At 65.1% G+C, this 19,000-nt stretch carries 16 protein-coding genes and 1 pseudogene; 11 read left to right on the top strand and 6 right to left on the bottom strand.

Features of this window, described 5'->3' with window-relative positions; all coding sequences use genetic code 11:
* Positions 1-65 precede the first annotated feature (65 nt).
* Positions 66-605, top strand: coding sequence for a DUF6630 family protein (locus AC3A3X_RS03735; RefSeq protein ID WP_487581709.1), 540 nt, complete (start codon positions 66-68; stop codon positions 603-605).
* 15 nt (positions 606-620) lie between these two features.
* On the opposite strand, the gene AC3A3X_RS03740 is transcribed toward AC3A3X_RS03735, so the two are convergent.
* Together AC3A3X_RS03740 and AC3A3X_RS03745 are read right to left on the bottom strand one after the other, a co-directional pair.
* Positions 621-1,130 carry a DUF1697 domain-containing protein gene (locus tag AC3A3X_RS03740; protein WP_487581710.1) on the bottom strand — a complete coding sequence of 170 codons (510 nt, stop codon included), beginning with the start codon at positions 1,128-1,130 and terminating at the stop codon, positions 621-623.
* Between the two features lie 306 nt (positions 1,131-1,436).
* Positions 1,437-2,621, bottom strand: a pseudogene (locus tag AC3A3X_RS03745) (MFS transporter); the annotation flags it as partial.
* Positions 2,622-2,878: 257 nt separating this feature from the next.
* Here AC3A3X_RS03745 and AC3A3X_RS03750 point away from each other — a divergent pair.
* Positions 2,879-3,559, top strand: coding sequence for a DUF2306 domain-containing protein (locus AC3A3X_RS03750; RefSeq protein WP_487581711.1), 681 nt, complete (start codon positions 2,879-2,881; stop codon positions 3,557-3,559).
* Here AC3A3X_RS03750 and AC3A3X_RS03755 read toward each other — a convergent pair.
* Together AC3A3X_RS03755 and AC3A3X_RS03760 are read right to left on the bottom strand one after the other, a co-directional pair.
* Entirely contained in the window at positions 3,518-4,648 is a 1,131-nt protein-coding gene (locus AC3A3X_RS03755) for a helix-turn-helix domain-containing protein (RefSeq protein WP_487581712.1), read from the bottom strand. The two genes, AC3A3X_RS03750 and AC3A3X_RS03755, sit on opposite strands and share 42 nt — an antisense overlap.
* Positions 4,645-5,655 carry an alpha/beta fold hydrolase gene (locus AC3A3X_RS03760; RefSeq protein ID WP_487581713.1) on the bottom strand — a complete coding sequence of 337 codons (1,011 nt, stop codon included), beginning with the start codon at positions 5,653-5,655 and terminating at the stop codon, positions 4,645-4,647. Before AC3A3X_RS03760 ends, AC3A3X_RS03755 begins: the two co-directional genes overlap by 4 nt.
* A gap of 125 nt (positions 5,656-5,780) precedes the next feature.
* On the opposite strand from AC3A3X_RS03760, the gene AC3A3X_RS03765 reads away from it, so the two are divergent.
* Both AC3A3X_RS03765 and AC3A3X_RS03770 read left to right on the top strand, forming a co-directional pair.
* A complete protein-coding gene (locus AC3A3X_RS03765) occupies positions 5,781-6,191 on the top strand; it encodes a DUF2784 domain-containing protein (RefSeq protein WP_487581714.1) in 411 nt (136 codons plus the stop codon).
* A gap of 83 nt (positions 6,192-6,274) precedes the next feature.
* Positions 6,275-7,003 carry an oxygen-binding di-iron domain-containing protein gene (locus AC3A3X_RS03770; protein WP_487581715.1) on the top strand — a complete coding sequence of 243 codons (729 nt, stop codon included), beginning with the start codon at positions 6,275-6,277 and terminating at the stop codon, positions 7,001-7,003.
* A gap of 12 nt (positions 7,004-7,015) precedes the next feature.
* Here the strand turns inward: AC3A3X_RS03770 and AC3A3X_RS03775 are convergent, their stop codons facing one another.
* Positions 7,016-7,837, bottom strand: a complete 822-nt coding sequence (locus AC3A3X_RS03775; RefSeq protein ID WP_487581716.1) for an energy transducer TonB — start codon at positions 7,835-7,837, stop codon at positions 7,016-7,018.
* 372 nt (positions 7,838-8,209) lie between these two features.
* On the opposite strand from AC3A3X_RS03775, the gene AC3A3X_RS03780 reads away from it, so the two are divergent.
* On the top strand, positions 8,210-9,367 hold the full coding sequence (locus AC3A3X_RS03780) for a threonine aldolase family protein (protein WP_487581717.1): 1,158 nt from the start codon (positions 8,210-8,212) through the stop codon (positions 9,365-9,367).
* A gap of 63 nt (positions 9,368-9,430) precedes the next feature.
* On the opposite strand, the gene AC3A3X_RS03785 is transcribed toward AC3A3X_RS03780, so the two are convergent.
* Positions 9,431-10,177: a glucose 1-dehydrogenase gene (locus tag AC3A3X_RS03785; RefSeq protein ID WP_487581718.1), complete on the bottom strand. Its 747-nt coding sequence runs from the start codon at positions 10,175-10,177 to the stop codon at positions 9,431-9,433.
* Positions 10,178-10,553: 376 nt separating this feature from the next.
* Between AC3A3X_RS03785 and AC3A3X_RS03790 the strand changes: the two genes are divergently transcribed.
* The 6 genes from AC3A3X_RS03790 to AC3A3X_RS03815 all read left to right on the top strand — a co-directional run bounded on the left by AC3A3X_RS03790 (position 10,554) and on the right by AC3A3X_RS03815 (position 18,995).
* Positions 10,554-11,633 carry a porin gene (locus tag AC3A3X_RS03790; RefSeq protein ID WP_487581719.1) on the top strand — a complete coding sequence of 360 codons (1,080 nt, stop codon included), beginning with the start codon at positions 10,554-10,556 and terminating at the stop codon, positions 11,631-11,633.
* 129 nt (positions 11,634-11,762) lie between these two features.
* Positions 11,763-13,127 carry a Fic family protein gene (locus AC3A3X_RS03795; RefSeq protein WP_487581720.1) on the top strand — a complete coding sequence of 455 codons (1,365 nt, stop codon included), beginning with the start codon at positions 11,763-11,765 and terminating at the stop codon, positions 13,125-13,127.
* Between the two features lie 139 nt (positions 13,128-13,266).
* The gene (locus tag AC3A3X_RS03800) at positions 13,267-15,189 is read left to right on the top strand and encodes a M14 family zinc carboxypeptidase (protein WP_487581721.1); all 1,923 of its coding nucleotides are present in this window, start codon (positions 13,267-13,269) and stop codon (positions 15,187-15,189) included.
* A gap of 392 nt (positions 15,190-15,581) precedes the next feature.
* The gene (locus AC3A3X_RS03805) at positions 15,582-15,800 is read left to right on the top strand and encodes a ribbon-helix-helix domain-containing protein (RefSeq protein ID WP_487581816.1); all 219 of its coding nucleotides are present in this window, start codon (positions 15,582-15,584) and stop codon (positions 15,798-15,800) included.
* Positions 15,797-17,305 (top strand): DNA cytosine methyltransferase, encoded by a 1,509-nt coding sequence (locus AC3A3X_RS03810; protein WP_487581722.1) that lies wholly within the window; start codon positions 15,797-15,799, stop codon positions 17,303-17,305. The genes AC3A3X_RS03805 and AC3A3X_RS03810 overlap by 4 nt, the downstream gene beginning before the upstream one ends.
* Positions 17,274-18,995, top strand: coding sequence for an McrB family protein (locus AC3A3X_RS03815; protein WP_487581723.1), 1,722 nt, complete (start codon positions 17,274-17,276; stop codon positions 18,993-18,995). Before AC3A3X_RS03810 ends, AC3A3X_RS03815 begins: the two co-directional genes overlap by 32 nt.
* Positions 18,996-19,000: the final 5 nt, after the last annotated feature.

A 19,000-nucleotide genomic window follows, 5' to 3' on the forward strand; every position in this document is an offset into this window, starting at 1 on the left:
CCGATCTCAGCGCGATGCGTTCGATCGCCGTATCCTGTCAGCCTGGCCAATCGGCGGAGGCCGCCATGAGCACCCACACCGAATACGACCCCGACGACAACTTCGCCCGTTCATTCAGCGCGGACGCCGACATCGACGAGGAAGCGGCGCTGGAAGCGGTGGCGTGGCAACTGCTGCTGCTGATCAACCCCGGCGACGAGGACGCGGCGATGCAGCAGTTCCAGGCATGCCGCGATTCGCTCGACGAAGGCGAGGATCCGGTGGAACTGATCCGCGACGTGATCGACTGGAAGTCAGGCTTCCATGTCGAGGACACCGACCCGGCCGGGCTGATCGAGGTGCTGGACGAACTGGCGTCGCGTTTCAACCTGCGCATCGAATGGGGCGTGGAAGACCCGACCGACGAGGACTTCCTGTCCGACGCCGAGGTCCCGTCGCTGATCAACGTCGCCTACGACCGCCTGCGCGAACACCACTACACCCTGTGGACCTGGGAAACCGGGCACGACACGCACGCCGGTTTCATGACCCTGCAGCGTGACGACGAAGCGTTGCGGACCGTTGCCGGCGCGCTGGGATTCCACGTGCGTCCCGGCGCGGGGTGATGCGTCCGGTGGCCGTTACTTCGCGGCCATCTGCGCAAGTTTCGCCACGGTATTGAGGTTGCGCGCCGTGCCGGCTTTCGCCGCCGGGATCACCAGCTTCGAACTGGCCATGCCGTCGCCGTAATGCACGTAGATCTCGCGCTTGCCCAGCGCGATGTCCTCGTCGCTGCGATGGCGCACGGTGACCAGTGTGTCGGCCGGCGGTGCCGCGTCGAGGAAGATGGCCAGCGCGCGGTTCGGCGCTGCTTCCGGGAAGGGGTTGTCTGCCAGCACCTGCGCCATCTCCGCCGCGGTGCGGATCGCCACGCCCACCGGCTTGCCGGCGTAACGTTCCAGCGCCGCCTCGAGCGCCGACTTGGCCTTGGCCGCGGTGCCCGGCGTGTCGAAGACGACATTGCCGCTGGCGATGTAGGTGCGCACGTTCTTGAAGCCGGTGGCTTCGCACATGGCGCGCAAGTCGGCCATCGGCAGTTTGCCGGTACCGCCGACGTTGACGGCGCGGAGCAGGGCGATGTAGGTGGCCATGGACGGCAAGGATAGCGGTGCGGGCTACCGTCGCACTCATGCGCATCAGCCTCCAAACCGTCGTCCCGACGAACGCCGGGACCCAGGCCCGCACCCCCGCCACCCACATCACGTCGTCCCGGCGAACGCCGGGACCCAGGCCCTCACCCCGGCACCCACATCACGTCATCCCGGCGGAAGCCGGGATCCATGTTGCTCCTGCTGCAAGAGCAACGTCCCTGGATCCCCGCCTTCGCGGGGATGACGGTGAGATGGATCCCCACCTTCGCGCGGATGAAGGTGAGTGCCCTGCATCGCATCCCGCCGCGCCCACGCGTAGATCAGCAACCCCAGCACCGCCGTGATCGCACCGACCACGCCGGTCGAGGTCCAGCCGTAGCCGGCCGTGATCGCCATGCCGCCGAGCCACGGCCCCAGCGCGTTGGCCATGTTGAACGCCGAGTGGTTGGAGGCAGCGGCGAGCGTCTGTGCCTCGGCGGCGACGTCCATCAGGTGCGCCTGCAATATCGTCGCCAGCGCACCCATCGTCCCGACCGCGACCACCACCGGCAGCACCGTCCACACCGACTTGGCGGCCAGCGGGAACAACAGCAGCACCAGCGTCGACCACACCAGCACCACCGGCGCCGCACGGAACTGCAGGCGATCGAACAGCCAACCGCCGGCCACCGTGCCGATGATGCCGCCGATGCCGAAGGCGACCAGGCCGAACGGGATGAAGCTCTCAGGCACGCCGGTGACGTTGACCAGCGTCGGCGCGAGGTAGCTGAAGACGCAGAACATGCCGGCAAAGCCAATCGCGCCGATGCCCAGCGCCAGCCACACCGGCTTGCGGTTGAAGTCGCGCAACTCGCGCAGCGCATCCGGGCGCGGTGCGTTCATGCCGCGCGGCAGTACGCGCAGGGTCATCGCCACGGTCGCCAGTGCGATCACCGACACCAGCGCGAACGCCCAGCGCCAGCCGAACGCCTGGCCGAGCCACGTCGCCAGCGGATTGCCGACCAGCAACGCGATCGACAGGCCCAGCATCACCCGGCCGACTGCGGCGCCGCGTTGCTCCGGCCGGCTGATGCGCGCGGCGACCAGCGCGGCGATGCCGAAGTAGGCACCGTGCGGCAGGCCGGCGACGAAGCGGGCCAGCATCAGCGTGTGGTAGTCCGGCGCCATCGCACTGGCGAGGTTGCCGAAGGCATAGAAGCCCATCAGCGCCAGCAGCAAGCTGCGGCGGGACAGCTTCGAACCGAGGATGGCCAGCAGCGGCGCACCGACGACCACGCCCAGCGCATAGGCGCTGATCACGTGGCCGACCTGCGGCTCGCTGACGCCCATGCTGCGGGCGATCTCGTTGATCAGCCCCATCACCACGAACTCGCTGGTGCCGATGGCGAACCCGCCCATGGCCAGGGCGAACAGGATCAGCGCGACCTGGCGCGGCGAAAGAACGGGCGACGGCGCCGCGGCGGGCGCGGCGTGGGGGAGAGGTGCAGGCATGGGGTCATTATGCTGCATCGCAGCATGTGACGGGGCCGTGCCGGCGGGCCACAGCGTTGCGGCTGTTGGCGGTAACGCGAACCGGGATCGCGGTCGTCCTGAGGGCTACCCGGGAAGGCAACGTCGCTGGGTCCCCGCCTTCGCGGGGATGACGGGTTGCGGTGATTGCGCGGGGCGAGCGTACAACTCCCCCGATTCGGACGACCCCACACCTCCGGACGACCAACCTCACGCCTCCCAGACCCCGGAGGCAAGCAATGAATCGCAGTTGGCAACGTTTCGGATCGCGGGCACTGCGCTGGGCGCTCGCCCTGCTGTTCCTGCTGCTTTGCGTGGCCGTATCGGCCTACGCCTTCTCTTATATGTATCGCTACCACGGACCCGGCGACTTCATGTCGGCCAAGTTCTCCCTCTCCGGCCTCGACGTGCCGGCGCATTTCATGGGCGCCGGCCTGGCGCTGCTGCTGGCGCCGCTGCAACTGAGCGCGACGATTCGCCGGCGCGTGCCCCGCCTGCACCGGCTCAGCGGCGGTCTCTACACCGCAGGCGTGCTGATTGGCGGCCTGGGCGGGCTGTCGCTGTCGGCACATGCGACCGGCGGTGCCGCGTCCGGGATCGCCTTCGCCCTGCTCGCGATCTTATGGATGAGCGTGACCGGCATCGGCATACGCCATGCGATCGCCGGCGACCTCGTCCTGCACCGTCGCTGGATGGTCCGCAGCATTGCCCTCACCGCCTCGGCCATCACCCTGCGGCTCACGCTCGGCATCGGCCAGGGCGTCCTGCACCTGCCCTTCGTTCCGGTTTACATCTTCGCGGCGTGGAGTTGCTGGACGGTCAACCTGGCGCTGTGCGAGCTGGGGCTGCGCTGGCCGTCGATCCGCGCGAGGTGGACATCACCCCGCGCGCTGTCGGGGGCCGGTATCGGCCACGGTTGACGCCTGCGCCTGGCGATACGTGCTCGGCGTCACCGCCAGCTGGCGTTTGAACGCGGCGTTGAAGGTCGACTTGGAGGTGAAACCGCAGGCGTAGGCGATGTCGAGGATGGTGCGGGCGTCGCCGGCATCGGCCAGGCAGGCGCGCGCCGCCTCGATGCGCTGGCGGTTGATGTAGTCCCAGAAGTTGCCGGCGAAGCGTCGGTTGATCACCGCCGACACCAGGTACTCCGGGTATCCGCTGCGTTTTGCCAGCTGGCCGATGGTCAGGGCCGGCTCGCGGTAGAGGTGCTCGCGTTCCATCAACTGGGTCAGGCGTGCTTCGACTTCGGCGAAGCGCGGATCGTCGACGGTCGGCATCTCTGCGGAGGGCTCGCCTGCCGGCGGCACCTGCACTGCAACCGCCACCTGGCTCAGGCTGAGATAGCCGACCACGAACACCCATGCCACGACCGCACCGTAGATCAGCGGATAGTCGATCCACGGGATGCGCAGCTGCCATTGCGCCACGGCAATGCACCAGATCACGATCTGCGACACCGCCATTGCATCGATCCAGTGCAGCGACATGCGATCGGCATCGGAGCGGCGCCGTAGCAGCTCGCGCCGGTAACGGCGCACCCGGACCAGGCCGGCAACCACGTACGAAAGGCTGTAGCCGAACAGCCCGATATCCAGCCAGGGCGCACCCGGCCAATATCCGCCTGCCGCCAGGTCCGCCAGAAAGGCCTGCGTCTGCGTGCGATCCATCAGGAACCACTGCGCGTTGACCGCCAGCGCAGCGACGAAGCCCGACAGATGCACACCATCGCGCAAACCCGGCGCGCGGCCCTGGGTCAGCGTGCGGACGTAGAGGTAGAACGCACTGCCATACAGGAATGGAAACAGCCCGACGAAGCGATACAGCTTGAGCAGGTCGATCGGGGATTCGTGGAAGTACAGCGCCTTCACCGCCAGGTCGAAGCCGATCAAAGCGATCCACGCCGCCAGCACCCGGTTGGCCTGCGCATTGACCGGCCGCCGCCACAACGCCAGCGCCAGCAGCGCGGCCTGCGCGGCGCCGATCAGGAAGACAAGGCTCCAGAAGTTCATCGGTCAGCCAGTGGCGTCGCCGCGATCGCACCGAGCACGGCATCGACGACCGCCTGCGGCTGATCCAGCTGGATATCGTGCGAGGTCCCGGCGACGTCCACATGGCGTCCGCGCGTGGAAGCGGCGACCAGACGCCCATGGGTCTGGTCGCGCGCGTCCACCAGGACCTTGCGCACATCGTCCGGCACGCCCGGGTAGTCGTTGCCCGACGACAGCACGACGACCGGCATCGCGCCGAAGGTCAGATCCGCTGGCACGGAGGCAGCGAAGATGGCGACGTTCTCGTCCAGCTCCGAGCGCAGCGTTTGCCAATAGGAAGGCTTGCGCTTGTATGCGCGCGTCGCGGCGGCGACTGCCGGGCTTTGCCATGCCGGCGGCGCACGCAGGCACGCCTTCAACGGGCCCTCGGCCGCATCCAGAGTGCCGGCAACCGCGGCCTGCGTGCAGGCGTCGAGAAACTCATTGCGCTGCACCTGACTGGCCTCGTCATCGCGCTGCCATTGCTCCGGCATACGGGCCCGGGCGCCCTGCTCCGGCGGATCTACCAGCACCAGCCCCGCCACTTCGTCGCGATGCTGCTGCGCATAACCGCGCACGATGTTGCTGCCGAGCGAATGCCCCACCAGCAGCACAGGCGTCTTCAGTTTCGCGGCCTTCATCAGCGCATGCAGGTCGTCGACGTCACCCTGCAGACTGCGCGGCATCGGACCCTCGTCGCTGAAGCCATAACCGGCGCGATCGTACGAACACACGCGCGTGCTGGCAGAGAGCAGCGACTGCACGCGAAACCACGTGCTCGAATCGGCATTGCCACCGGCCTCGAGCACGACGGTCTGCGGGCCGGTGCCGGTGCAGCGAAGATTGAGCGCGCGGCCGGGCGCGATGGTGACGCGCTCGCCGGGCCGGGCGTACGTGTCCGAAGTCTGCTGCGGGGCATCGGGTGCGGCGTGGAGCGTCCCGCTTGCGAGCAGGAGGATGGACGCGACGGTGCAGTGCTTCACCTTCATGATCGTCTCCATGATGGAAGGTCGAGGCCGAAAGCCTGACAGGCCATGCCTGCAACTCGCAACCGTGTGCGGCCGCGTCCGGCGAGGGATGAGACTTTCCGACGGGACCGGTAGAGTCCGGTGCCATGCAATCCCTGTCACCCTCCGCCGCGGCCCTGCTGGCCGACGCCATCCTCGTGCTCCACGTCGGCATCGTCGCCTTCGTCGTGCTGGGCGCCGTGGCGGTGCTGATCGGCGGCCTGTGCGGATGGCGCTGGGTCCGCGGCTTCCGCTGGCGGTTGGCGCACGTGCTGTTGATGGTTTTCATCGCCGCGCAGACATGGCTCGGCGCGCTGTGCCCGCTGACCCTCTGGGAGCAGGCGCTGCGCGAACACGCGGGGCAAGCGGTCTACCGCGAATCGTTCATCGCCCACTGGCTGTCGCGGGTGATCTTCTTCGAAGCGCCGTGGTGGGCGTTCGTCGTAGCGTATTCTGCGTTTGCCATGCTGGTGGTGCTGGAGTGGCTGGTAGTTCCGCCGCAGCGGCCCGCCCGATGACAGCGCTGACCCCCTCGCCCGGGTCCTTGCGTTGACCCGTAATGTCGGCCCGGATTCCGCCCGCGGCCGCCCCCGGAGCTTCCATGACCATCACCAACCGCGAGTCAGGCACCAACGTCCACGAGATCGCCGAGCACATCTACCGGATCAACACGCCGGTGGCGCTGCCGGGGAACACGCCGTTCTCGTTCAACCAGTACCTGGTCGTCGACGACGAGCCGTTGCTGTTCCACACCGGGCTGCGCGGGCTGTTCCCGATGGTGGCCGAGGCGGTGGCCAGCGTGATGCCGCTGGAGCGGCTGCGGCACGTGGCGTTCTCGCATGTCGAGGCGGATGAATGCGGCTCGATGAACCAGTGGCTCGCGGTGGCGCCGCAAGCCGCTCCGCTGTGCGGGACGATCGCCGCGATGGTGTCGATGAACGACCTCGCCGACCGCCCGCCGCGCGCCCTCGCGGATGGCGAAGCGATATCCCTCGGTCGCCACCGCGTTCGCTGGTTCGATGCGCCACACCTGCCGCACGGCTGGGAGTGCGGGTACCTGATGGAAGAACACACTTCCACGCTGTTCTGCGGTGATCTGTTCACCCAGCCCGGCACCGGGCACCTGTCATTGACCGAGACGGATGTGCTCGGGCCCAGCGAGGCGTTCCGCCACCAGATGGACTACTACGCGCACGCGACCAACAGCGGCGCGATCCTGGAGAAGCTGGCGCAGGCGAACCCGCACACGCTGGCGTGCATGCATGGGAGTGCATGGCGTGGAGACGGTGCAGCCTTGCTGCGGGCGCTGTCGGCGGAGCTGGGGCGCTAGTCAGCGGGATCGTCAGCGGACGGCGAATTCTCCCTGCCCGAGGATGTCGTCCTTGAGCCGCACTTCAATCTGGTAACGCCCTGGCTTCCAACCACCGGCCTGCATGCCGGACAGGACGAAACGCTTGCGTCCGCCTTCCTGCAGCGGCGAAGTCTGTTCGTGGTGGACCACCGGATGACCGGCATCGTCCAGGTAGATCCAGCGGACGCTCAGCGACTCGCCCACCGCGTCCGGAGACGTCAGCACGTACTCGACGACCGCGCTCACCTTGTCGCTCGGCGCGAACATCGGCGTGAACATGGCCGCACCCGTGTCGCTGCCTTCTGCTCCGAGCAGCGTATAGGTGGTCAGGACGCGCACGCCGCGGCTGCAGTACGGCCATTCCGCTGGAGCGGCGAAGTCCACCGGGACGCGCGCCCTGGAGCGAACGGGAACGCCGTACTCGAATGCCGGCCTGAACTTCCATTCCATGCCTGCGGCGTATGCAGCGCTGTCCAGGGACGGATGTCCGCTGGACTTCTCGACGACCGCGTCCTCCACCGTTCCCGCCGGAGAGATGGTCAGCACCAGCTTGGCCATTCCCGTCAGCTGCCGGCACAGCGCCTCTTCCGGGAACTTGGGCGGCTGGTTGGTCAGCTTGAAGGGCGGAACGTAGGAAGGCAGCCGCAAGGACTGCGCGGGATCCGAAGCGGGCGGCGGTGGCGGTGGCGGAAGCGGCGGCGGACTTGCGATCGGCGGCGGCGGCGTCACTACCGGGTCCACGGCAAGGCAGCTTCCGGCCAGCGGAAGGGCAATGGCGACCGCGATCCACGCGACAGCGTTGCGTGCTTTCAAGAGATCCCCCAGCTGGGCCCCGTGGCCCCTGCAGCTGCGCGGCCTCCCCAGGCTTCGCGTCAGCCCTGCGAGTTTCGCACGGCCCGGGGCCTGCCAGCAGGCGGCACGGAGGCGCGGCGCCTCCGTACCGCCGAACGGTCAGCGTGGGAGCGGTAACTCCATGGTGGCGACCACCTCGAGAAGCCAGAACGCGGTCAACAGTGCCAGTCCGAATGCGTTGTGAACGGCATGGATCTTCGCCGACTCCACCAACGTTGCCGGATGACGCAACCGGCTTGCCACGGCAAACTGGGTGGCGCCAGGGGATTCGCGCCGGAGCGGTGACGCGGGCGCAAGGCGAACTCGCCCGATCACGACGATAAGGATGCAAGCATGGACCGACGCCAGTTCCTGGCTACCAGCAGCTTGGCCGTTGCCACGCCGACCTTCGCGCTTTCCGCTGGCGGCAAGGCGGCCAGCGGAGCCGGAGGGGAGCTGTTCAAGCGCATCGACCTCATCTCCGACGGGCTCGCGCTCAGCCCACGCGAGTACGCCGCGCTGTTGCAGGAGGCGACCGCGTCCAGCGCGCTGGCAGCCGATTACTACTCCAACGGCGGGCTCGTCGAGCAGGTTGAGCGGAAGTTCGCGCAACTGCTGGGCAAGCAAGCCGCGATGTTCGTGCCGACCGGCACGCTGGCCAACCACCTCGCGATCCGCAAGCTCGCCGGCAATGACCGCCGCGTGCTGGTACAGGCCGAGAGCCATTTCTACAACGACAGCGGCGATTGCGCCGAGACCTTGAGCGGCCTGAACCTGATCCCGCTCGCCGCCGGCCGCAGCACGCTGGAGCTGGCGGACGTGAAGCACTGGGTCGAACGCTCGGCCGGTGGCCGCGTCGCGATGAAGGCCGGCGTGATCTCGATCGAGTCGCCGGTGCGCCGCAAGGACCACGAAATGGTCGACTTCGCCGAGATGGAGCGGGTGTGCCGCTACGCCCGCGAACAGGGCATCCGCCTGCACCTGGACGGCGCGCGGCTGTTCAACCTTCCGCTGCACTCGGGCAAGAGCGTGCGCGAGTACGCCGCCCTGTTCGACACCGTGTTCGTCTCGCTGTGGAAGCACTTCAACGGCAGCTATGGCGCCATCCTCGCCGGCGATGCCGACTTCATCGAAGGGCTGTACCACACGCGCCGCATGTTCGGCGGCTCGCTGCCGCAGGCATGGCCAGGCGTCGCCGTGGTCATGAAGTACGCGGACCGCTACGAAGACGACTACGCCAAGTCATGGCGCGTCGCGGACCGGTTGATCGCGCTGCTGGAGGCGGATGGCCGGTTCAAGGCGGAGAAGCTCGCCAATGGCACCTGCAAGTTCTACCTGACCGCCACGGGCGTGGCGCCGGAGGTCCTGTCCGAACGCCTGGGCAAACGCGGCATCACCCTGGCCCGCCCGCGCCCGGGCACCCAGGCGCATCCGGTCCAGGTCAATCCCACGCTGCTGCGCACTTCACCCGAGGCGCTGGCGCGGGCGTTCATCGAATCGATGAAGGGCTGAGCCAAGCGACAGGAAGTCAGTGAAGCGGGACGAAGGCGCACCGGCCTTCGCCCCGCGAACGGTTCAGCGCATGCCGCCGCCGGCGTTCAACAGTTCACCGGTGAGCCAGCCCGAATCGTTGGACGCCAGGAACACCGCGATCGAGGCGATGTCGTCCGGCTGTCCGATCCGACCCAACGGCGTCTGCGCGACAGCGTGGTTATGGAAGTCGGAGCCGATGACGCCCGCCGCATGCGTACCCTCGGTTTCCACCATGCCGGGGTTGATCGAGTTGACGCGGATCTTGCGCGGGCCCAACTCCAGCGACAGCACGCCGGTGATCGCATCGACTGCGCCCTTGGTAGCCGTATAGACCGCCGTGCCCGCTGGCGTGAGGCGGGTGATGAGCGAACCGATGTTGATGACGCTGCCGCCCTCGCCCAGATGCTTTGCTGCCGCCTGCGTTGTCAGCAACAGGCCCAGGACGTTGATGTTGAAGTGACGGTTGAATTCCGCCTCGTCGATTTCCTCGAGCGGGGCGAACTTGTAGACGCCCGAGTTGTTGACCAGGACATCGAGCCGGCCGAACTTGGCGACGGCCGCATCCATGATCGCCGAAGCGTCGGCCTTGTTGGTCACGTCGCCGCGCACGGCGACGGCCTTGCCACCCGCCGCGGTAATGCGTGACACGACTGCGTCGGCCGCCTCCTGGCTGGAAGCGTAGTTGACGACTACCGACGCGCCTTCGGCGGCCAGTGCGGTGGCGATGGCGGCGCCAATGCCTTTGGAGGCGCCGGTTACGACGGCGACCTTGCCTGCAAGCTTGCTCATGTTCTTTTTTCCGGAAGTGGGAGAAAGGCGATGGCGAATGGCCAACGCTCCCCGAAGACTTGGCGCCGGCTCGACCGGAGATAAGTGGGGATTTCAGGGAATGAACATCCCGCGTGCGGGATGGCAACGTCGCCTGTCGTCCCGAGCGCAGCGAGGGACCTGCTGCCTCGCGGAAAGCAGGTCCCTCGCTGCGCTCGGGATGACAAGGGTTTCGACGACCACCACGCAATTGAGACGTTTCTCATGTACCGGGCACTGGCCGCGTCGATAGCGTCGTTCGCGAGCGGACGCCATCCCCTGCCCTCGATCCTGATGCCAAGCGCAAGGACTGCCAACGGCTGCTCCACCCTTTCCACTGCCAAACACATAGGGACATATGTCTGGTTCAAACCTTCGCATCGTCGCGGCGTTGGCCGCGGCTGTCGCCATCCATTGCGTCAACGCCCGCGCCGACACCGGCATCACCATCAGCGGCCGCATCGCCGCCGGCGTCGACTACGTCAACCACATCGCGCAACCCGACGGCAGCGAGCAGTCGCTGTTCCGCGCCGGCGGCAACCAGTGGGGCACCAGCCTGCTCGACATCGGCGGCGAGGTCGCCTTCGGCGACTACACCGATGGCGTCCTGCACGATGCCAAGGGCGTGTTCCTGCTCGAATCGGGCTTCGACGCGACCAAGGGCACCACCAATGGCGATGCACTGTTCAATCGCCGCGCCTATGTCGGCATCAGCAGTCCGTCGTGGGGCACGGTGCTGGTGGGACGCGACCAGTCGATCACCAACGACATCTGGGACATCGACCCGCATTACCAGTCATTCATCAGCACCGCGACACTGGTGCGCGGTCGCAACTGGTTCGGCGCGCCGAGCATGATCGAGTACCGCAGCCGCAAGTTCGGCGGCCTGGAGTTCGGCCTGCAGACGGCGCTCGGCGAACAGCAGGGCTCGAGTTCGGCGCTGCGCAAGGACGGCGTATCGGTGACCTGGTCGAGCCCGACCTGGCTGGTGCGCGGCATCTACGATGTCGCCCGCGACGGGGACGGCGGCTACTCCGACCCCTACCTGTACTCGAAGGAGACGATCCTGGGCGGCGTCGGCACCTTTGGCGCGCTCAAGGTCTATGCCGGCTACAACGGGCTCGAAGCACCGGACGCCGCGCCCGGGTTGCCGTCACGCGTTGACCAGTACTGGCTGGGCGCCCATTACGACGTGACGAAGAAGTTGCAGCTCACCGCGGCCGGCTACTCGGTCGACGCCAACCGCGGCCAGGGCAATGCGCTGCTGCTCAGTGCCGGCATGACCTACAACTTCACCAGCCGCCTGTTCTGGTATGCCATGGTCGGCAACGTGTCGAATGGGGGCCGTGCCGAGTTCTCGGTCGAGGTCACCGACGAGCGTCCACTGCCGGGGAACGCACAGCAGGGCAGTTTCAGCGGGTTGGTGGTCACGTTCTGATGCGGGCGGAATCGCGCCGCAATTTTGGGTAATCGCGCCACAATTCGGGCTAATCGCGCCACTATATTGACTAATCGCGCCGCAATCGGTTAAATCGCGCCACTATTTGGCGCGATTCGAGGCTGGTCGATGGCACGCAGGTTCGCGATTGATCCACAGGCCATAGTGTCGGCGGTGGCCGCCTTCCCGGCGGGCCTGGGCATCGAAGGGCTGGAAGCCGCATTCCCCGGCGTGCCGCGCCGCAACCTGCAACGCCAGGTTGCGGCGCTCACCGCCGAGGGCAGGCTGTTGGCCGAGGGCGGCGGGCGGGCGCGCAGGTACCGCGTGCCTGTCCAGGTGGCCGATTCCCTCACGACTGCGGCGGCAACGGAACCCCTCATTCCCTTGACCGCGGCAGGCGCGCAGGTTCGCGCCGCGGTACGACGGCCGCTCGCACAACGCCGACCCGTGGGTTATCACCGCGAGTTTCTCGAAGGCTACCAACCCAACGCGACCTGCTATCTGCCGCAGGACCTGCGCGATCACCTGCATCGACTCGGTCATTCCCCTGTAGAGGATCGCGCTGCCGGCACGTACGCGCGGCAGGTACTCGATCGCTTGCTGATCGATCTGTCCTGGGCCTCGAGCAGACTGGAAGGCAACACCTACAGCCGGCTGGATACGCAGAACCTCATCCAGTTCGGGCAAGCCGCCGCGGGCAAGGATCAGCTGGAAGCACAGATGATCCTCAACCACAAATCGGCCATCGAAATGCTGGTGGACCAGGCCGAGGAAATCGGCTTCAACCGGTACACCCTGCAGAACCTGCACGCACTTCTGTCCGACAATCTGTTGCCCGACCCGGGCTCGGGCGGGCGGTTGCGGCACATTGAAGTGGCGATCTCCGGTTCGGTGTATCAACCACTGGCAGTTCCCCAGCAGATAGAGGAGCACTTCGACACGTTGCTGGCAAAGGCATCGGCCATCATCGATCCGTTCGAGCAGGCGTTCTTCGCGATGGTGCAGCTGCCTTATCTGCAGCCGTTCGAGGATGTCAACAAGCGCACATCGCGCTTGGCCGCCAACATCCCGCTTATCCGAGGCAACCTGGCACCGCTGTCGTTCGTGGACGTTCCCGAAGACCTCTATGTCGAAGGAACGCTGGGGGTGTACGAGCTCAATCGGGTGGAGCTGCTGCGCGATGTCTTCGCCTGGGCTTACGAGCGTTCGTGCCAGCGCTATACGGTGCTTCGCGATTCGCTTCCGGCGCCGGATCCATTACGCCTGAAGCATCGCGAAGTGGTGCGGGTGCTGGTACCAGAAATTGTCATCCAGGGCATTCGACGCGATGACATCGCCAGCATCCGGCAGCGAGTCGTCACACTGGTCGACCCGGAGGACGTCGACGACGTCGTTGCGCTGACGGTCAACGAGTTGCATCAGCTTCACGAGGGAAACATTGCCCGCTATCGGTTGCGGCCGTCGCAGTTCCGGGAATGGCTGGGAGCACAGTAGCGTTCTTCGCCAGTGGTATCGCGAGACTCGCCTCAATGGCTGAACCTTGCCGCCGGTCGGCTGAAGGCCCTGCCCTGGCCGCCTCGCAGATCGGCAGCCGTTGGCCCCTGTTGCGTACCAGCCACAGGAGGGCACTCTCATGCACGCGTCCGGAAATCCGCGTCCGCACCCATCGGCAATCCGCCACTGCACGCTCGCCTGCCTGCTGCTGTGTATCGCAGTGGCCGCCAGTGGCTGTAAGCGCACGCCCAAGGCGCCGGCAACGGCCTGGGCATCGATCGCGACCGACGACACCCGCACGTTTACGCCAGGCGCGGATCGTGACGGTGACGGCGTCACCGACGACCGCGAACTGGAACTGCGCAGCAAGCCCGACAACCGCGACAGCGATGGCGACGGCTACGACGATGGCTTCGAGGATCGCACGGCCGAGTTCGGCTTCGACCTCGTCCGCGCCGATGCCGATCGCGACCGCGACGGCCTGACCGATGCACGCGAAGCCGAGCTGAAGACCCGCGCGGACTCACCTGACACCGACGGCGACGGCTGGAGCGACTTCGACGAAGTGCTCAACGCGTACTTCGGCTTCGACCCACGCGTGCCCAGTCCCGATACCGACTTCGACGGCCTGACCGATGCGCTGGAAGCGCACCTGGGATCCTCGCCCGACAAGGTGGACAGCAACGGCGACGGCATCAGCGACTTCATGGCGTACTCCAACGACCAGCCGCCCAACGGCCCGCCGCTCAAGGGCGCACTGGGCGACATGATGGGCGTGACCTACAGCCAGGCGATGGGCGATGCGCTGGAACTGATCCGCAAGGGCGGCACGTTCCCTGTGGCGCTCGCCGGCGAACTGCCGTACCCGCAGGTCACCGCTTCGATTCCTGCCGCTGGCCTGCGACCGTCCGCGGCGCTGATGCAGAGCGCGCTGTACAACCCGCACAACTCGCCCGGCATATACCCCACTTACGCGGAAATCGAACAGGCGCTGTTCGCACTCGCGCAGACCTACGATGGCAACCCCGGGAAGGACCTGGTCCGGCTATATCACTGGTCGCAACGCACGGTGGAAAGCTGCGATGGCCGCAAGCCACAGCCAGGACGAAGGATCTATGCAATCAAGGTGTCAGCGCGCCCGGGCGACAACGAGAAGGAGCCCGAGGTCGTCTTCCTGGGCGTCCACCATGCCCGCGAGCTGATCTCGGGGGCGCAGACGATGCGCCTGCTGAAAACGCTGACCGAAGGCTTTGCCAGTGACGCGAACATCCAGGACATCCTCGAAAAGCGCGAGATCTGGGTGATCCCCGTGGTCAACCCGAACGGTTACGACCGGGCGATCGGCAACCAGGTCGACTGGCGCAAGAACACGCGCTGGACAAAGGGACAGAAGCGCTGCGGCACCGACCTCAACCGCAACTACGCGTTCGAGCACGTGTCGATCTTCCCGCCGGCACAGCGCAAGACGCTGCCGGGCGCCTACTACACCGGCGTCGATACGATCACCGGCGATCTGATCATCGATTCGGACCAGTACCCCGGTGAGGCGCCGTTCTCGGAGGTGGAGACGCAGGCCGTGCGCGGGCTGGCGCACAGCCAGTTCGCCACCAAGCGCAAGATGGAAGTAGATGGACTGATCTGCGGCCTGTCCTGGCACAGCTTCACCGGAGTGGTCATGCACCCGATCTCCCACACACCGATCGCGCCCAACACCGGGGTGGACCCAAGCCACGTCGGCATCTTTGCAGGCCTGACCAAGGGCATGGCGATCGCTACCGGGTACAAGGATATTCAGGATGAATTCCCGACTACGGGGAACCTGGACGGCTGCGGGATGCAGGGCTATCCGAGCTATGGCGATGCCAGCGACTGGCTCTACAAGGATCGCGGGACGTTTGCGACCTCGATTGAGTCGTACTCGACGGCGGAGCGGGGTGGCTGCTCGATCCAGAACAGCTGGGCGTACAACTTCTATCCGACGGATGCGGTCAAGCGCGATGCGGTCGCCGATAACAATGTCAGGGCGGCGTTGTCCCTGCTGCGGGAATGTAAGGGGTGGTAGTAAGGCGCGTGCCGGTCAGCCTAGACCCTGAGTCACTGGCAACACTCACCAATCCCCTAGTCCCGCGTAGCGTCCCTTTGGGCGGATCAGAGAAAGGACCGGATCGGCTGAAGTGGTTAACAAGGCAGTAGGCCACTGCCCTGCAGCTCAAGTTGGCCACGGAGACTCCCCAGCCCCCGGCAGTGAACCCGAGGCCTTGGCGGATGGCCCGCACCCGGGTGCTCGCCGGGTCGGAATCCGAGATCTGAACCGGTGAGACGCTGCAGTGCCAGTTTCTGGCAGCAATCCCAAGGTGTGAAAATCATTCAAGCATGGTTGATGCATAGGTATGCACAGTGGTGCACACTAACACCACCAGACACCATCGCTCGATGGATACGGACACCCGAAGAATGACCCGTAGCCCCCTTGCCGCCGACCGAAAGACTGTCCGTACCTCGGTGATTCTCCCAGAGGATGCACACCTACGGATTCAGGCATTGGCCGATGCAAACCACGTCTCCAGCGCGTGGGTAATTCGGATGGCTGTGCAGCGTTTTCTCAATGAGTACCAGGGGCAGTTAGAACTTCCACTGCGCCTGTCGCCCCGACATGGACCTGATTCACAATGAGCAACAGTACCGTCCTTCGTAAGCTCGCCAGGCTGCAGACCGGGGCGAAGCCCCGAATTCTTGACCTGTTTGCAGGCTGCGGTGGCATCTCACTTGGATTTGAGGCAGCAGGCTTTGAGGCGCGTGGTGCAGTCGAGTTCGATCCGGATGCAGCGAGGTCACACGGCCTGAACTTTCATGGCGGCGCCAAGGCGCACAGCGAACCGGTTGATATTACGGAAACTACGCCGGAAGAGCTCTGTCGGAAGCTTCAGCTCGGCCCGGTACAGGATGCTTTCGATGTAGTCGTTGGTGGTCCGCCCTGCCAAGCCTTCGCCCGGGTCGGGCGTTCCAAGCTGCGCGAAATCGAGGAACATCCGGAAGCATTCATCCATGACCCGAGAGCTCAGCTCTACAAGAAGTACCTAGAGTATGTGGATGCGTTTCAGCCGCTGGCCGTGCTTATGGAGAATGTCCCGGACATTCTCAACCATGGTGGTCAGAACATCGCAGAGGAAACCTGCGAGGTTTTGGAAGAGAAAGGCTATGTCTGTGGCTACACGCTGCTGAACGCATCTTTCTACGGCGTACCACAAATGCGCGAGCGCATGTTCCTGATGGCTTACCGACGCGAGCTGAGCGTCAAGGTCTCGTTCCCAAAACCGACACACTGGCTCGTACTTCCTCCGGGATACGAAGGTTCCAGATCGGTGGCGCTGAAGACCTTGCGCAGCCTGATCGACGAGGCCCATTCCTACATTGAGCCACCAGCAGCCAGCACGGACCTGCCTCCCGCGGTGACCGCCGAAGACGCCATCGGGGACCTACCCTCCATTAATGCGCGCGAGCTGCTGGCGACCGGAGCCATCACCCGTGGCGCCCGCCGCTTTGATGTCCCAGTGAGCTACGGACGCAAGAAACCAAGCGACTATGCCGCGCGGATGCGCAGCTGGCCAGGTCATCAGGCGCCGGAAGACGGCCTCAGGGATCATGTGATCCGGTATCTTCCGCGTGACTATGAATTGTTTGCCCGTCTCAACCCGGGTGACCAGTATCCTCAGGCCTATGCACACGCCGTGGCCATGTTCGAGGAGCGTCTAAAGGCCGAGCGCGACAGGGGTTTCAAGATCCCGAAAGGCTCGGCGAAGTACAAGGCATTGTGGGATTCGGTTGTACCTCCCTACGACGCCAGCAAGTTCCCGAACAAATGGCGAAAGATGTGGCGCAATCAGCCTGCCCGCACGTTGATGGCGCATCTGGGGAAGGACAGCTATAGCCACATTCACTACGACAGCAAGCAGGCGCGGACGATCTCGGTACGTGAGGCTGCGCGCTTGCAGTCATTCCCCGACGGATTCCGCTTCAGCGGGACCATGAATCCGGCATTCAAACAGATCGGCAATGCTGTCCCGCCTCTGCTGGCAAAGGCGATCGCGCAGAGCATGATGGTCACATTACTCACCGCTGCGACAACCACAGAAACTACGAGGCGCTATGTCAGCGAGCCAGAGGCAACAACAGTTTGAGCAAGCTATTGCAGCGCAGTCATGGATTGATCCTGGTGCTCGCGTTGCAAAGAATTTCGGATACTCGAACAGCGCACGAGTGATTGAGGGCGGATTGTTCGCCTGCACCAATAACCTCGAAGCCTACTCAGCAAAACTTGCAACAGGCGCGGGCGAGCCGTACAAGCAGTTCGTCTTCCTCTGCGTCCTCACCTTCCCACCCCAGGAGGAGGTGTACTTTGCCGTTGTAGTAAGCCAGGAAGCTGACCGCGTAGACCGGGGCCTGATCAAGCTGTACGAGGAAGGCAGGCTGCGCAATCAGGAAGCAGCAGCGGCTGGCCAGAAAGAGGGAAAGATCAGTAACAACGTCAAGTTCTACATCACTGACGATGGACGCCTCTTCTTTCACAACCATGACTTTCGCGACTCGCTACGCTCTGGCGAAGGTCGAGAACCCATGGATTCTGACTGCACTGCACGCATCGACGCCATCCATTTTGCTACCTGGCCCCCAGCCGTGTCCGCGCACCGTAGCCTGCTGGCACGCGAGTTCGTTGGCTATCTCGGCAAGCTGATCGGTCGGGAAAGGGTGCATGAACTGCGAGTTTGGGACGAGGGTCATGCCCTGAGCGCAGACATGCAACGCATGCCGCAGGCAATCGAAATCGACGAGATAGAAGGCGCCGTCGCACAGCTTGGCGGCCATTACCCAGGGGGCGAAGTACGTCGCTATCACGCGTCGCTCAACTTCCTGCCTCATAAGCACTTCGTCATCCTTTCCGGCGTGTCCGGCACCGGAAAGACGCAGCTAGCCCTTAACTATGCCAGAGCCATCCATGGCATCAACGACAAGAAGGCGACCGATCCGCTTCTGGTAGTGTGCCCTGTGAGGCCAGAGTGGACGGATCCAACTGGCCTGACCGGCTACTACGACGTGCTCTCGAATCGCTATGTCGTTCCGCCGTTCCTCGAGGCCGTCCTACTTGCAACGGCGCACCGTCACTCTCCTGTTTTTGTCGTACTCGACGAGATGAATCTCGCGCGCGTCGAGTACTACCTTTCCGACGTACTTTCTTCGATGGAAGCAGGCGAACCACTACGGTTGCATTCAAGCGGCGTACCGCTCGAGGGTTCCACTGGTATTAGCATCCCCTCCGAACTACCTCTGCCTGGAAATCTTTTCATCACCGGCACGATTAACATCGACGAGACCACTAGCCCTGTCAGCGACAAAGTGCTGGACCGGGCCATGGTGATCGACATGTCCGTCATCGATCTCCCCGGTTTCTTCGAGAAGCTTGGCGCGCGGTTTCCGGAATTGGCACCGCCGCGAGATGCCTGCCGGAACCACCTGCTAGCTGCACATGGTCTGATGGCTTCGCACGGCCTTGGCTTCGGATATCGCGTTGCCGAGGAAGTTATTCGTTATCACGCGTTCTCGACCCGGCACTTCCCTGTACGCGCTCATCGCGTTTCTGACGGATCGGCTACCTATCTGCGCGCAGACATAGGCGACTTGAGCATTTCCGACTCCGTGACGGACGATCTGATGATCCAGAAGATCCTGGTCAAACTCCGCGGCACGGAACGTCAACGCCCGTTGCTGACAGGGCTGAAGAAGGCGTTGCCCAGCCTTCCCAGGTCGCAGGCATTCCTCGATCGGCTACTAAGCGACCTCGATGAGTTCGGCGCCTTCCAGGCTTCGAGGTAGCACCT

This window comes from Lysobacter sp. Soil_N_23 (assembly GCF_057656135.1).